The sequence below is a fragment of the Bradyrhizobium sp. i1.15.2 genome (assembly GCF_040548425.1).
Taxonomy (GTDB): domain Bacteria; phylum Pseudomonadota; class Alphaproteobacteria; order Rhizobiales; family Xanthobacteraceae; genus Bradyrhizobium; species Bradyrhizobium canariense.
The window spans coordinates 1-14535 of record NZ_JBEPRQ010000057.1 but is presented as its reverse complement, the minus strand read 5'-3'; the positions used below and the strand labels follow the sequence as shown (position 1 = coordinate 14535).

The window sequence follows — 14535 nt, the reverse complement described above, 5'->3', positions numbered from 1 at the left end:
TGCTCCGCATCGGCCATCACCGCACACAACAAATTTTGCAAATGCTGCGTCATACGGTCGATCTGCTCAGGCGCCAAGCGACTTGCATCAAAGTGCCATCGAAAGCTCCCATCCAGAGCGCAAACCTCAAACGTCAGCAAATGGCCCGACGGGACCGCTTCAGAACTCGGGCACGAAGCCAGATCACCAGCAGCGGAACAGCCGTTTTCAGTAACCGTGACGCCTATGGGCCAGGGCCGGCACGATCGCAGCACCTCCATCACCCGCAATGCCGGGCAGCGCGCAATCACATCCCGCGCAAAGCTATCGTGCTCGCTCAGCTCGGCGCATTCGGCGGCGACCACCCTGCGCACCCCTGCAAAATCATGACCAAGATCAATGGTAATTTCCATCGGCACGACGGAAGCGACAATCACCTCCGCCGCCTTCAACCGGGCCCGCGATCCATTCTGTGCGGGCGTCCATCCCAATTGGAGCTGTGATTCGCCAGTGACGCGAGTGAGATAGGTCAGCCAAGCAGTTATTAGGTATTCCGTGCGGTCAAATGGCGACAGCTTAGCTACAGCACTTGGAATGAGCCACGAACTCGCCTGCCATAAGGGTGGAGTCGCAGCTTCTGAAGCCGACAGAAACGGAAGCTGCAATATTTTGAACTGCTCAAGCCGCTGCCGCCAAAAACTCTCCCGAGGCGCCAGCATTTCATGGGCAACAGTTATGCCCCGAGCCTCGTCATCGCTTAAAATCGGGAGGCGATGCCCTAGATCCAGATCGGACTGCCTCGCGAGTGCCCGCGCATCCAGAGCCTCACCATCCGGGCTGTCAAACCAAACATCAACATCCTCTGTACCCGTCGCCACACGCCAGTGGCTGGGGTGGATTTCAACCAGGGAACCCGCCGATAAGCCCGAGTGGCCAGACGACACCTCCAAGCACCTGACTGCGACAACGTCATCGCCCACAAGAGCCTTGGACAGACATAAAGGATTGGAATGATGCGGCCCAAAGTCTAAGGCGCGCGTCATCGCTGAGAGATCTTGCGCGGATCTATCCCATCGCAGACAGCCCGCAGCATCTGGGCGTCGGCGCCTCGGAAAATAGCTTCTGTCCGCTAGCGCCTGCGGACGGGCGGCAAGCCTTTCGTTCGTTAACCCAGTTAAAAGCTCGCGGAATCCCTCGACTGCGGCTTCATAACATTTGAGGTTCAGGCCTAAGGCGGTGTCGGTAGGTCCAATCAGGACTTGGCGTTGAACCACCAGGTCACCCGTATGAACACCATGATCTATGCGATGCCACGTGATGGCATATTCGGACTCTTGGGCCAGCAGCGCCCAAGACGTCGCATGAGCTCCCGCATACCGTGGCAAGGGACCGTCGTGGTAATTGAAAGCGCCTCGACGCACTCGCCCAAACACATCCGCCGGCAATATGAACGGATTGGCAACAGAAAATATCCACTCCACCGGTTCGGTATTGAGCAATTTGGCAAGCTCTTCAACGCTCGCTAGGCACAAGATATTGGCGCGAGCGGTCCAATCGCGGAAGATGGCGTCGGCACACAGGGCCGCGCCGATGACGTAGCCCATCTCCATTGCTAGCTCTGCACACCTAATAGCTAGCGTACCACCGCCAACAAAGACGGTAGAACCAATTGGTGAGGCTGCAGGTCGTTGCCCACCCCAATCGCCGACTTCGCAACTCGATGAGGCCAACACACATATGTCGTGATGTTCGTAACCCACGTCCATGACAAAACCTTCACGTGTGTGACGCGCATGGCCACCGAGAGACGCGCGCCGGCGTGCACCGGAGGAGACCGATGGGCCATCTTCACGCTCCAGCCAAGCCGTCGCGTAGCCTGGGCAATTCCCGCCCGACGCGCCGCGCCACATAGTGACCTAAACCTCTCACAGCAGTTGAGATTTGCTCGGGAGCAACCGAGCTGAACGCCAATCGGATCCGGCAGTCTTGAGAGTTATCCAGTGCGAAGAAGCTCATCGGCATAACAATGACATTGTAATGCGTTGCGCACTCGTCCGCGGTGTTCGCGTCAAATCTGAAAGGAAGATCGAGAGTCAGAAAGAAGCCGCCGGCAGGACGATTCCATCGAACCTGGTCCGACAAAGGCGAAAACACATCGTCCAGCTGACACAACATAAGGTCGCGATTTGCACGATACCAATCCAGCGCCGGCCGGATCCAGCCACGTAAGCTTGTCCGCTGTTCGATCAAGAGCCCCGCCACAATCGCTTGGCTAATTTGGCTCGTATTCACGGTAACGAAACTCTTGCGCTGAACCAGATCTTCCCAAAGTGTCCGGCAAGCACCTGCGTCTCCAAAGATGGTATCTGGCAGTATTGCTGCTCCGACGCGAAGAGCTGGGCTTAGCATCTTGGAGAATGTGGACAGGTAGATAACACTTCCGACCTCATCCAAAACGGCCATCGGAGGCACAGCATCTCCTTCATACCGAAATGGCCCATATGGATTGTCCTCCAAAACGACGATCCGATGTTTGGCGCACACTTCGAGGATCTCCCGTCGCGCGACCACATCGAGGACGCGTCCTGTCGGATTATCAAAATCGGGAATAAGATATGTTGCCCGAGCTCTTCGACCATTTCGGCCCAATTGCGCAACGGCGGACTCGATCGCGTCTGCAACGCAAGACGCTGAGTTGGACAACGCTGCAATAGGCACCCTCGCAGCATTAGCTGCACCAATTGCTCCAATATAGGTGGGATTACAGGCCAGGAGCACATCCGAAGATTCGGGACACAGCGCCGGCAGGCAGAGCGCGAGCGCTTCCTGGCATCCTGAGGTGATCAGGACGCGATCCACCTTAGCGGGGAGCCCCTCATCGGATCGCACCTGTTGCGCAACAAGCTCGTTGATGATTCCCGCTGTTCGACCATACTGCAACAACTGAGACCATACTTGGCCACGATCGCCAGCCCAATACCTTTGATACACACCGAATGCATTCAACAGCGCATGGGGGTTGAGTCTATCGAAAAATCGGTCACTCGGCCTACCAGACGCAAGCGAGACAGCCGAGGGAAACCGACTCGAGACCTCGTTCAGGAAATTCATTGCCGAACTTTGCAACCGGAAATCCATCATGGAGCCTTGGAGGAGGACGGAGCTATGGAGATCACGCCTACGTCGGAGCACGACTGGAGGTCTAAGGCCGTACGCCTCTTCGCTCAATATTTGCCGGACTGTTCAAGCTGGTCAAAAAGCTGCTGGACGTTCGATTCGAGGAAACCACTCTCTCCATCTCGGTGAATGATTTCGAAGCTAAGCCCGGTCTCAATGGAGCGGCTCGAGAAGGCCTGTGTCAGTCCAGGGCCACGTATCACATTCGTGTCAAATCCCAGACCACGAGACTTTAGGGTCTCTACAGCAGCATCCACGTCGTCGACCTCAAGAGCGATATGAGCAACTCCAACGCCGTGACGCCGCACGAGCTCTGAGACCTGAGAAGCCGGCTCAGTACCCTGACACAGAACAAACCTGATGCCCCTGCTCTCGAACTCAGCAGATAGCATGCCCGTCGCTTGACCCTTGATGTGAAAACGGCGCTTCAACTCAAAACCTAGCACGTCCCGAAAGAATTGAATTGAGGCCTCAAGATCGAGCACAGCAATCGCAATATGATCGATCCCGCGAAATTGCGATACAGGACTCGCGGTTGTCCGGATGTCATCGGAAGCCGCCCCCACTCCGCGCTTGCTATCGATCGTTTTCTGCATAGCACCCACTTTCGATCACACAATCCGACGATCAGGCCAAAGCGACCTCATCGCGCGAGCGACAGGCAAACCCTGCTACCAGCAGATCAGCTCTGTACTAGCGTCAAGGTTCTTCAGAATCCTGTGCTCGAGGTCCAGCAACTCAGCCTTACGCCTGGCCACATCCGATTGAGCGCGGAAGAGCTTGGCTTTGAGCTCTTCTCGTTGCCTCATTGCTTCTCGAAGTTCCCAACCGTCCTGCATCGGCTAATTGCCTATCTACGAGCGAACACCGACGGCATCCCGCCGCCTGTTAGCTTCGAAAACACTACCTGCGCATCCGCTGCTGCTGGTGTCAGATCGCCGCGCTTCAGCTGGAGGCGGACGTCCGCCAGACGAATCTGTTGGAACGGCTCGCGGCACATTGCCTCGAACGTGGTGCGCAGCACCTCTGGACTGGCGTCGTTCCATCCAGTTCCGGGTGCAGAGCAATCCTGTCCTCGCCGGGAGACCGAAGCGCCATCAGGAGATGAGAGGCCCCGCGACGGCCACGCACGTGACGGGCGCGACAGCATCAGCATGACACTGATTTGGATCAATCGAGCAAGTTTCATCTGAACTCTTAGACAAGGGCTGCGACCGTGGTCGTAACGGATCACCCCGCATCTCAAGCAACCAACGTGCCAATGACGTTCTGCGGGCGTTTCCTGAAGAAACAACGCGCCTCTCGCTGCGCTGGCGGAATGCTGCCGTCTTACTGTCGGGCTTGAGACATCGACGTCTTGGACCAGACACAGCTCAACACAACAACGCGGACGGTCAAGGGCGACGATCGGCAAAAGAGCAATTGCCCGAGATTACCCTTGCTGGTCAGAATGCTCTCGCCGCCATTATTGAGGGTCTCATCATCGAGTGAGAACATCGTGCAATAGGCATCACGCTCGATGCTGGCTCTCTTGCAAGGGGGCGGGGAGAATATCCTCTCGGCGAAGCAAGAGATCGGTTTGCTCGACCGAGGCAAACCGTGGCAGCCTGGATTCATGGAAAAGACAGCCGAAACAAAACCGGTATCAATCGTGGCGTCACCGACTGCCGAAATGGGTAGCTGGCCGTCACCTCACTGCAATGCCGCGCCAGCGGCTTCGTTCAATCCAAAATCGATTCAGCCTAACCCCATCCCGCTTTAGTTGGCCTTGTCTCACTGATCCCTTCACTTCAAATCATGAAAGCCCATTCATGAAGGCGGCTTGCGGGAAACCTGCACGAGCCATTTGAGCGGCGGGCAAGCCCTTCAATGGGCCTCCCCGACCCGACACTCCGAGGAGGGGAAAGCCGTCCACATGGGGAAACGAAACTTGAACAGATAGTAGTGGAAGCTGCGAACCAACTGCCGAAGAGCGTGGTGCGGGAAATCCGCACGCCACGTTCTGTGGGAACGGGGGGCAGGCGACCGCCTCCGGTGACCCGGTGGGCGGAGCTGCGAGGCTCCCCTATCCCGATCGATCACTTCGGGATCCCGTCAGCGCAAGAGGGAGGGAGCCCCTCGGCCGATGCGCTGAGCTGCTGCCGGTTTGATGGACACCAAGATTGGGTGTTTTATCGAGCCAGAGGTGGGTCATGCAGAGACGGAAGTTCAGTCGAGAGTTCAAGATCGAGGCGGTCAAGCTCGTCAGGGAGCGCGGGGTATCTGTGGCGCAAGCTGGCCGAGACCTGGGCGTTCATGAGAACGTGCTGCGCAAATGGGTGAAGGAGTTCGGCTTCGACGCTGCGCAGTCCTTCCCCGGCCACGGGCAAATGAAGCCTGAGCAATTGGAGATCGAGCGGCTGCGGCGCGAGGTCAACAAGCTGAAGGCGGAGCGGGATATCCTAAAAAAGGCCGCTGCCTACTTCGCGAAGGAAGCGACATGAAGTTCGGCTTCATCGCGAAGCACCGGGGCATCTGGCCGGTGGCATGGCTATGCGAAGCGATGGGCGTGTCGCGGTCGGGCTTTCATGCCTGGCTGAACCGATCGCCCAGCGCCAGATCCCGAAGCGACGAGACCGTAGGCCAGCAGGTCAAGGTCAGCTTCCTTGCCAGTGACCGGACTTACGGCGCGCGGCGCGTCTGGCGAGACCTTCTGGCGGACGGCGTCGAATGCGGCCTGCACCGGGTCGAACGGCTGATGCGCCTGCAGGCCCTGCGGGCGCGGCCACGACGCCGGCGTCTGCCGAAGGACGCAGGCCATCGCCAGATTGCGAACGTGGCGTCGAATCTTCTGGATCGGCAGTTCGAGGCCGAGCGCCCGAACCAGAAGTGGATCGCCGACTTCACCTACATCTGGACGGCTGAGGGCTGGCTCTATGTGTCGGCGGTGATCGACCTGTTCTCGCGCCGGGTGGTCGGCTGGTCGATGAGCGCCAGCATGACCGCCCAGTTGGTTGCGGACGCCCTGTTGATGGCGGTCTGGCGGCGCGGCAAGCCGGATGCCCTGATGCATCATTCCGATCGCGGCAGCCAGTACGTCAGCGAGCAGTTCCAGCGCTTGATGGCTGATAGCGGCATCGTCTGCAGCATGAGTCGGTCCGGCAACGTCTGGGACAACGCGGCGATGGAGAGCTTCTTCTCGTCGCTGAAAACCGAACGCACCGAGCGCAAAACCTATCGCACCAGGAACGAGGCCAGAGCAGATGTGTTCGATTACATCGAGCGGTTCTACAACACGACCCGACGTCACTCGACGATCGGTTACCTCAGCCCTGTTGAGTTCGAGCGCAAGGTGGGATTAGCTTAACCCGGTGTCCATCAAACCCGCAGCAGCTCACGCCTCTTACTGATCCCGATGACTTCGGTCATCTGCAACGCGCCTTGAGGTGAGCGCCCCGTTCAGGCTCCCTCCCCCCTGCGGGGGAGAGGGTAGGGAGCGGGTAAGCCGCAATGGAGGTGCGCGTAGGAAAACGTCAGTTCGGCTTCGGGGTCGCCGCGGCCGGCTGGGCGGCCGCCTGCGGGGCGCGGCCGACGATTACGGTGAGCAGGCCGTCGCCCCAGACCTTCTTCGCAACCCGCCTGGTATCATCAAGCGTCACCGCGTCGACGATGCCGTTGCGCTTCTCGATATAGTCGATCGGCAGCTTGTCGAGCTGATATTGCAGCAGCGCCTGCGCGAGCTTCGAGGAGGTGTCGAGCGCCAGCATCTGCGAGCCCTTGAGGTAGGACTTGGCCTCGTCGAGCTCCTTTTGCGTCGGGCCCTCGTCGGCGATCCGGCGGATTTCCGTTTCGACCGCATCGACGGTCTCGCCGGCGCGATCGGCGCGGGTGCCGGTGTCGCCGATGAACAGCGCGGAGTGATCCATCCAGAGCAGCGCTTCAGGAATCGAATAGACCAGCCCACGCTTCCCGCGCACTTCCTTGAATAGACGCGACGACATGCCGCCGCCGAGAATGTGGTTCACCACATCGGCCGCCATGAAATCCGCGTCGTGTCTGTTGATGCCGGGTCCGCCGAAGGTGACGACGGTTTGCGGCACGTCGAGCGGGATGAAGGCGCACTGCGGCGGCTTGGCCGCCACAACATCGGGGATCGGCGTCAGTTCAGCCTTGACCGGCAGACTGCCGAAGGTCTTGTCGAGCAGCTTGCCGAGCGTATCGGGGTCGACGTCGCCGACCACGGCGATGCGCAACGTATCCTTGGCGAGGATCCGGCGCGCATAGTCTTTCAGCTCGGCGATCTCCACTTTCGGTACGGTGTCCAGCGTGCCGGTGTCCGGCCTGCTATAGGGATGATCGCCAAACGCGACTTCGAGGAACTTGCGGTGGGCCAGCGAGGACGGATCGGTCGATTCACCGCGCAGGGTGGAGATCACCTGGGCGCGGATGCGCTCGACGTCGGCCGTCTCGAAATGCGGCGAGGTCAGCGCGCTCCGCAGCAGGTCGAAGGCCTCGTCCTTGTTGTCGCGCAGCATGCGCAGGCTGCCGCGGAAGGTGTCGCGGGTGGCGCTAAAGGAGAGCTCGATGGCGCGGCGATCGAGCCGCTCATGGAAGGTCTTGGAATCGAGGTCGCCGGAGCCTTCGTCGAGGAGATCTCCGACCAGATTGGCGACGCCGGACTTGTCCTTGGGATCCTGTGCCGAGCCGCCGGCAAAGGAATATTCCATGGCGATCAGCGGCACGGTCGCATCCTGCACGAACCAGGCCTCGATGCCGCCGGGGGAGGTCAGGTGCTGGATCTTCGCGGCGGCCTGCGACGGCGAGACCGCCACCACTGCGAGCGCTACGCCGATGACGAAGGACTGCGCGAAGCGACGTTTGCGTAGCAAGTGTCCTGCGGGACGGAAGGAATGGTTCACGAACGCTTCTCCTCGCGCTTGGTGGTCGCGGTGTTCTTGATCAGATAGCCCGTCACCGAGCGCTTCTTCTCGAGCCATTTCTGCGCGACGGTGCGGACCTGCTCAGCGGTGACGGCGCGGATGCGATCTGGCCAGCTCCGGATGTCCTCGATCGACAGGCCCGTGGTCAGCGCGCCGCCATACCAGAGCGCCAGCACTGCCTGGTTGTCCTGGGCGTAGATCGCCTCGGCGATGAGCTGGGTCTTGACCCGCTCGAGATCCTCGGCGCGGATCGGATTCTGCGCGATGTCGGCAATGACGCCGTCGACCACCTGCTCGACCTCAGCGAAGCTGACGCCGGATTTGGGCGAAGCCGAGATCGCGAACTGGGTCGGGTCGAGCGAGATGCTCGAATAGCTGGCGCTGGCGGAGACCGCGAGCGGCTTGTCGACCACGAGCGCGCGGTAGAGATAGGAGTTGCTGCCCCTGCCCATCAGCTGCGCCAGCACGTCGAGGGCCGCGCTTTCGCCGGCCGCAGCCGTGGTCGCCGACGGCACCAGGTAATAGCGCCGCAAGCCGGGTTGCTCGACGCGCGGATCAGCCAGGGTCACGGTGCGCGGCGCCGCGGGCTCCGGCTCCTGCGGGCGGACGCGGCGCGCCGGGATTGCGGGCTGGGCCGGGATGGAGCCGAAATTGCGCTCGACCAGCGGGCGGATGTCGGCGGGCTCGACGTCGCCGGCGATCACCAGGATCGCGTTGTTCGGCGCGTAGAAGCGGCGGTAGAAGGCGAGCGCATCCTCGCGATCGAGCTTCTCGATCTCCTGGTGCCAGCCGACCACCGGCCGGCCGTAGGGATGATTGAGATAGAGCGCGGCCATGATCTGCTCGTTCAGCCGCGCGTCCGGATTGTTGGCGACGCGCATGTTGTATTCTTCGAGCACGACGTCGCGCTCGGGCAGCACGTTCTCGTCCTTGAGGATCAGGCCGGTCATGCGGTCGGCCTCGAACTCCATCATGGTCGGCAACTGCTCGCGCGGCACGCGCTGATAGTAATTGGTGTAGTCGACCGAGGTCGAGGCGTTCTCGTCGCCGCCGACGCGGAGCACGGTCTGGGAGAACTCGCCGGCCGGATGCTTCGACGTGCCCTTGAACATCAGATGCTCGAGGAAGTGCGCGAGCCCGGACTTGCCCGGCGTCTCGTCTGCCGAGCCGACCTTGTACCAGATCATCTGCGTCACGACGGGCGTGCGGTGGTCCGGAATCACCACGACCTGCAAGCCGTTGTCGAGCGTGAAGCTGGCGGGGGGTTCGGAGGTAACCGTGGTCTGGGCGCGGAGGCCGCTGCTTGACAGGGAGGTCGTGCAAACAAGTGCGGCAACGAAAAGGGCGGTCGCTCGGTGTGAGGGCATCATGATCCTTGTGGAAGGCCGAACATGCGGTGGGCGCGAAAGCACGGGCACCCTATACGGCACTCTCCGTGCCGGTCATCACGAAGCGGAGAGAGACGCGCCGTCCCGCATTAAGCTTTGCTCATGTGAGGCCCGGCCGCGAGCATGAGATTGCAAAACCATACGTATCGCTGATTGACGTTAGGTTCGATCGTCTCCGCCAGGCGTCTCGCGGCAAACCATTTACCTGCCGACGTTTCTTCACGGTAAACGCGGTACCTTTCGGATAGTCACGCCAGAGAGGGCGTCTGCTTCAAGAACTCTACACACGTCGCATCTGGCTTCTCCATGAATGGCTGTTGGGGCGCCGATTTAAAATCTCCGTTGACACCGAGCTCCAGTACGCCAGTTCCGGGCAGAATTCGGCACGGCATCGTGTCCGCGCCAATCTACACCGGACTTCTGCGCGCTCGTTTTCAAGCCGGCAGGACTGGTGGGTCTGTTGCGCAGGATGTCAAGGAACGCGCCCGCGCTGCAGTGAGCCAGATTCCAAAAGATCTGCTCGCGCGAGCCGCTGCCGTTCTTGTCCTCAAAGGATCAAAGTCGAGCTACGTCAATAGAAGGCGAGAGACCACCGCAGGACCGTATCCAGCGATGGGGAATGGTCATCGGGATCGGGACGGGCACCGCTCGAATGAGGCAGAGTCTACGCGTGCAGCGCATCGCGATCGGCGATGAGCGCTTCGTGAAGCACGGCTTCCGTACCGAAGCTGGTTTCGTCGGCGGCCACAACCGCGAGACGCAAAGACCGATCCCGGATCATATCAGCGCGCGCCACGAAGATATCGCCTCCCTGGTCCGCGGACCAATCGCGTTCGATCATGCGGCGGAAAATGAGCTTGATCCAGTCGTCGCCGCCGCCGTGCTGGCCTTCGGTTCATCTTTATCCACCGCTTTGAGGACGGCAATGGCCGCATTCACCGATAGCATCCGTCAAGTTCATCAGCCCAGCGAGATGCCGCAGCCCGTCCTCAGGACGCTGCCTTGCGTCAACAGCCGAACCAGCTCCCGTGTGGCTTCCACCACAAAGACGCCGCAATCATAGTTGCTTCCCTGCGGTCGGGCTGCAGGTTGCGCCGAACTTTGCTGCCAGGAGATTTGCAATAGCGAGGTGAAATCCACTGGAAGAGTCGTAGTGATAAGCCATCTTTCCAGCTCGCGTCGACCGACGAACAGCAGCGACCAATGCCCGCCGCCGTCGGTTCCGCCACTGCCGTCGTTCACTGGCACCAACAGGAAGTTGGCGTATCGTTACCATGCTCGTCGAGGACGATTCCCTGCACGGCTTCCAGCATATCGATCTCGTCCCCGCTCAAGCGCAGCTGCTGCGAGCAGGCGCGACAGATCTCCCAGCTGCGTCAACGCGGGAATGGTTTGCATTAAACGCAAGAAGCTGATGCATCCTCAATCCGCTGCGATTTTGGCGACCTCAGCCAGAGGTCCCGGTTCTACTCGGATATCACCGGAAAAAGGACGCTCTTGCAGACCAATGAGTCCCAGCGCCATCACGACGGCGATTGAGAACACGCTTAGCGCCGTAATTTGCGCACCGGCCTTCTTCAGGTGCACCAACCCGATCGATATCTGTGTCACCACGCCAAGGATCAGGACGAGAATCCATTTGGCATCGATCGTGCGGTCCGAGGCTAACGCGAGCCGTTCGGAACGCGCGCTGCCCGCTCCGACTGCGGCATTTAGCAAGGCCGTCTGCACCGCAGCACCCGCTGCTTGACCGATCCGGGGATCGCTCACTTCTCGCAGCAAAGCGTCATAGACGGACTCAACCGAATGGGCCTCCTGGTCCTGCGCCATCGCCGGCCACTCGTCATCCACGAGGGCGGCGACGTATTTCGCAAGCACTGAGCGGAGGCTGCCCATGTCCGAGACGGACGCGTTACTAACAGCATAGATGTTGCGCAGTTCCGCCGCCTCTGACTGCACCGCGCGGGCCGCTTGACGGTTGCGATCGGTTATATCATTGGCCAAAAATCCGGTCAGGAACGCAAACAACACTCCGACCGTCCCGAAAAGCGGAGCGACCACGCCTTCTACGCGGCGCACCAGCACAACCGTTGCAGGGCTGAAACTCGCGATCACAATGACAGCGCCAGTCGTTGCGTAAAGGGCGATGAGGACCGCGAACAATTCAAATGCTGGAAAGTCCAACCAACCTTTGATCATTGGGTTAGGCGATCCTCTATTGCAAGGCGGCGAATCCGATTAGAAACGTATGAGCATTGAGCCGCCCAACAATATATTGCTAGTGAAGGCACAACCAAGGGACCGCGACAGAATGGTTCAGGGATTGGGTTCGTTCGCTTAAGGATCATTATTCTCTCAAAATTTTTCCATGGCTTTTGCATGGCCAACTCTGGGCACGCCAGATCACGTCGCTCGCGCACTTGGTCCGCATGATGCCGCTAGCCTACGTGAAATCTTACGTCCAGGCGCCGCCGCATGTCCGCCGATGAGCACCTCGGCTTGCGGCTTGGGCATGCCGATGTCGAGAGGGGGGCGGGCGGGACCTCCTTCGCGGCCATAACCCAAAGCTCCTGCTCGCGTTGCAGACGAAAGGCACCCGGGTTGGCGAGGTCGAACATCGCGAAAACCGAAATTATGAGACTGGCCCTAGAGGACGACGCTCGCATTTGGTCAACAGACCCAATGTGCGTGCGTCTGTCGTCAAGAAAAACGCTCACCGGGGGACAGGCTTGCTTCTTCGCACGATGGTACCGAAGAACGCGTATTCGGAAGCTGCGCGTTCCCGCTTTGCGACGAATGACGCCTTCAGCGACGTGCTCACCGGTATCGCCAAACTCACGAACGAGATTGTCGATGAACAGGCGGCCGCCCTCCCGGATTTTGCGGCACCAACCATGGAAACTTTGTCGCCGGATGCTCCTCTGCATTCACTTCAGGTCGTGTCCGATCTCGCACTTTGGTGGGAAAGCAATGCGAGTGCCTTTCGTGACGCGTGGTCGCAGCTCATCGTCAAGACGGCAGAAAAAGATGATCCGCCACCTACGCGGTCCATCGCTGGCCAACTGCACACTCTTGAGCAAGCAATCGAAAAAGCTGAACCTCTAGATCAGCTTGCTGTCAATCTGCTCGCCGCGGCGGAAGCCGTCGAAAAATGGGAAGCGATACAAAAGCATCAGCGCGTTCGTGAAGCATCATTGAGGCGTTAGAACCCCTCAAGGAATTAAAGTACCTGGTCGGGGCAGAAACGGCAAGGTCGATAACGACGCTTTCCGGTCACGCGCGGTTCTCGACAAAATTCGCCCGAAAGAACGCTTCCTGTTCCAGGACGCATCGCTCGGGCGCAAGGCAATCAATGTCGAGGGTAGCTTCGAACCCAGTCTTCAGATCGACGCGTTATTGGTCGCAAACACATCATGGCTGCGTGCAATCCTATGGGCATTCGTCTTTGCACTCCAGGGCCGGCAAAGGGTGGAGGGTCTAGTGGATTTGTTGGATGACGAGGAACTCGCGTTACCTGCACTGCCCGTATGGCGCTGGCTGTTCTTGTGAACCAACTGAAGGAATTTGGACCGGCAGGTCGACGCTATCGAGCGTGAGCTGGCTCAGATCCAGAGAGTAAATCCGATGGCGAGGTTGCTGTCTTCGATTCCCGGCATTGGTCCCATAACGGCCACGGCCCTCGCCGCGACGGTGCCGGACCCGACCATGTTCCGCTCCGGGCGAGAATTCGCGGCTTGGCTGGGCCTGACGCCTAAGCAGAAGTCCACCGGCGGGAAGGACCGGCTCGGCCGAATAACGAAGCAGGGCGATTCCTATCTCCGGCACTTGCTTGTCATCGGGGCACGCAACGTCGTTCGGTATCCAAAGGCACGGTCCCGGGTCGGAGGTGGCTGGATCGAAGCTCTGCTTGAACGGCGTCGGCCCATGGTCGTCGTATCGCCGTCGCCAACAAGTTGGCTCGGATCATCTGGGCGATGATGACGACCGGTGAGTTCTATCGGGCTAAGGCTGCTGGATGAACTGCTTAGCAGGCTGGCCACTTTAAGGTGTGAGGGCAAACGACAGCATGATGGAAACCGGCGGAGCTGGGGATCGAGAAAGCCCGAAGAGCTTTAAGCGCAACAAGCGCGACCCGTTGATGAGGCCTCGATCCGCGATCTCCATCAGGGCCAGCGGCCAAGTTATCGGTCGCAATGACAGGCCGTATACATGAACGCACCCGACCGATCTCCAAAACGCTGTCGAAATCTCTTGCACCCGCGGGGCCGTCTATACATGAAGCTCTCGATGAAGGCGTTCTGCATGGGTTTTCCCGGCGCGATGTAGTGCCATTCGACACGGCTTTGGTCGGCCCACACCAGGATGGCGTTGCTTGTGAGTTCGCTGCCGTTATCGCTGACCACCATCCTGGGCTTGCCGCGCTCGATCATCAGCCGGTCCAGTTCCCGCGCCACGCGAATGCCGGAGAGCGAGGTGTCGGCCACCAGCGCCAGGCACTCGCGGGTACAATCATCGACGACGGTCAGGATCCGGAAGCGGCGGCCGCAGGTCAGTTGGTCCGACACAAAGTCGAGCGACCACCGGTCGTTCGGCGTCATCGGAACCAGCATCGGCGCCCTGGTCCCGATCGCCCGCTTGCGGCCAGTACGGCGACGCACCGTCAGCTTCTCTTCCCGATAGAGCCGGAAGAGCTTTTTATGGTTGATCAAATACCCCTCCCGCCTGAGCAGAACATGCAGCCGCCGATAGCCGAAGCGGCGGCGCTCCTGGGCGATCGCCCTCATGCGTTGGCGAAGGCTGGTATCGTCAGCCTGGGTCGTCCGGTATCTCACGGTCATGCGGCAGCAGCCGATGGCTTTACACGCCCGCGTTCGCTCATCCCATGGGCTTCCACCAGATGAGCGACAGCTTTCCGCTTCCCCGCGGGCGTCACCACTAATGGGATGACCCGCCCCGTCCTCTCAGTCAGACTGAGTTGGCTTTTGAAAGGAGGAAGCAATGAGGACACGGAACAAGCCCAGGCCGGCAACGGTGTTTGGGATCGACATTGGCAAGAACCTTTTCCACGTCGT

General features: G+C 60.0%; 9 protein-coding genes and 3 pseudogenes. 4 read left to right on the top strand and 8 right to left on the bottom strand.

All coding sequences use genetic code 11. The features are described 5' to 3' along the window. The 4 genes and pseudogenes from ABIB80_RS38800 to ABIB80_RS39560 all read right to left on the bottom strand — a co-directional run. Window positions 1-1589 (bottom strand): formyltransferase family protein (locus ABIB80_RS38800; RefSeq protein ID WP_354129594.1); only part of this gene is annotated, 1589 nt, incomplete at its 3' end. Between the two features lie 238 nt (window positions 1590-1827). Beyond that, on the bottom strand, window positions 1828-3120 hold the full coding sequence (locus ABIB80_RS38795; RefSeq protein WP_354129593.1) for an aminotransferase-like domain-containing protein: 1293 nt from the start codon (window positions 3118-3120) through the stop codon (window positions 1828-1830). A gap of 83 nt (window positions 3121-3203) precedes the next feature. Continuing rightward, window positions 3204-3752 (bottom strand): VOC family protein, encoded by a 549-nt coding sequence (locus ABIB80_RS38790; protein WP_280096519.1) that lies wholly within the window; start codon window positions 3750-3752, stop codon window positions 3204-3206. A 796-nt stretch (window positions 3753-4548) separates the two neighbouring features. Then, window positions 4549-4677, bottom strand: a pseudogene (locus tag ABIB80_RS39560) (AAA family ATPase); the annotation flags it as partial. 671 nt (window positions 4678-5348) lie between these two features. Between ABIB80_RS39560 and ABIB80_RS38780 the strand changes: the two are divergent. Then, window positions 5349-6502 (top strand): IS3 family transposase gene (locus ABIB80_RS38780; protein ID WP_088940822.1). Its coding sequence is split into 2 segments (ribosomal slippage): window positions 5349-5598 and window positions 5598-6502, totalling 1155 coding nucleotides; the frame shifts between segments, so codons are not numbered across the junction. A 166-nt stretch (window positions 6503-6668) separates the two neighbouring features. Here ABIB80_RS38780 and ABIB80_RS38775 read toward each other — a convergent pair. Continuing rightward, window positions 6669-8132 (bottom strand): M16 family metallopeptidase, encoded by a 1464-nt coding sequence (locus tag ABIB80_RS38775; protein ID WP_354129591.1) that lies wholly within the window; start codon window positions 8130-8132, stop codon window positions 6669-6671. Next, window positions 8051-9442 (bottom strand): M16 family metallopeptidase, encoded by a 1392-nt coding sequence (locus ABIB80_RS38770; RefSeq protein WP_502918779.1) that lies wholly within the window; start codon window positions 9440-9442, stop codon window positions 8051-8053. The genes ABIB80_RS38775 and ABIB80_RS38770 overlap by 82 nt, the downstream gene beginning before the upstream one ends. Window positions 9443-10133: 691 nt before the next feature. Here ABIB80_RS38770 and ABIB80_RS38765 point away from each other — a divergent pair. After that, the gene (locus ABIB80_RS38765; protein ID WP_354129589.1) at window positions 10134-10526 is read left to right on the top strand and encodes a hypothetical protein; all 393 of its coding nucleotides are present in this window, start codon (window positions 10134-10136) and stop codon (window positions 10524-10526) included. Window positions 10527-10885: 359 nt separating this feature from the next. On the opposite strand, the gene ABIB80_RS38760 is transcribed toward ABIB80_RS38765, so the two are convergent. Beyond that, the gene (locus tag ABIB80_RS38760; RefSeq protein ID WP_280096513.1) at window positions 10886-11662 is read right to left on the bottom strand and encodes a bestrophin-like domain; all 777 of its coding nucleotides are present in this window, start codon (window positions 11660-11662) and stop codon (window positions 10886-10888) included. Between the two features lie 530 nt (window positions 11663-12192). On the opposite strand from ABIB80_RS38760, the gene ABIB80_RS38755 reads away from it, so the two are divergent. Then, a complete protein-coding gene (locus ABIB80_RS38755; RefSeq protein WP_354129588.1) occupies window positions 12193-12669 on the top strand; it encodes a hypothetical protein in 477 nt (158 codons plus the stop codon). Between the two features lie 247 nt (window positions 12670-12916). After that, window positions 12917-13482 (top strand): annotated as a pseudogene (locus ABIB80_RS38750) (IS110 family RNA-guided transposase); the annotation flags it as partial. Between the two features lie 258 nt (window positions 13483-13740). Here the strand turns inward: ABIB80_RS38750 and ABIB80_RS38745 are convergent. Continuing rightward, a pseudogene (locus ABIB80_RS38745) lies at window positions 13741-14399 on the bottom strand (IS3 family transposase); the annotation flags it as partial. Window positions 14400-14535: the final 136 nt, after the last annotated feature.

Coding starts and splice junctions, on each gene's coding strand:
- ABIB80_RS38790 (WP_280096519.1), bottom strand. CDS start 3,752: ATGCAGAAAACGATCGATAGCAAGCGCGGAGTGGGGGCGGCTTCCGAT.
- ABIB80_RS38770 (WP_502918779.1), bottom strand. CDS start 9,442: ATGCCCTCACACCGAGCGACCGCCCTTTTCGTTGCCGCACTTGTTTGC.
- ABIB80_RS38795 (WP_354129593.1), bottom strand. CDS start 3,120: ATGATGGATTTCCGGTTGCAAAGTTCGGCAATGAATTTCCTGAACGAG.
- ABIB80_RS38775 (WP_354129591.1), bottom strand. CDS start 8,132: ATGGCTCGAGAAGAAGCGCTCGGTGACGGGCTATCTGATCAAGAACAC.
- ABIB80_RS38760 (WP_280096513.1), bottom strand. CDS start 11,662: ATGATCAAAGGTTGGTTGGACTTTCCAGCATTTGAATTGTTCGCGGTC.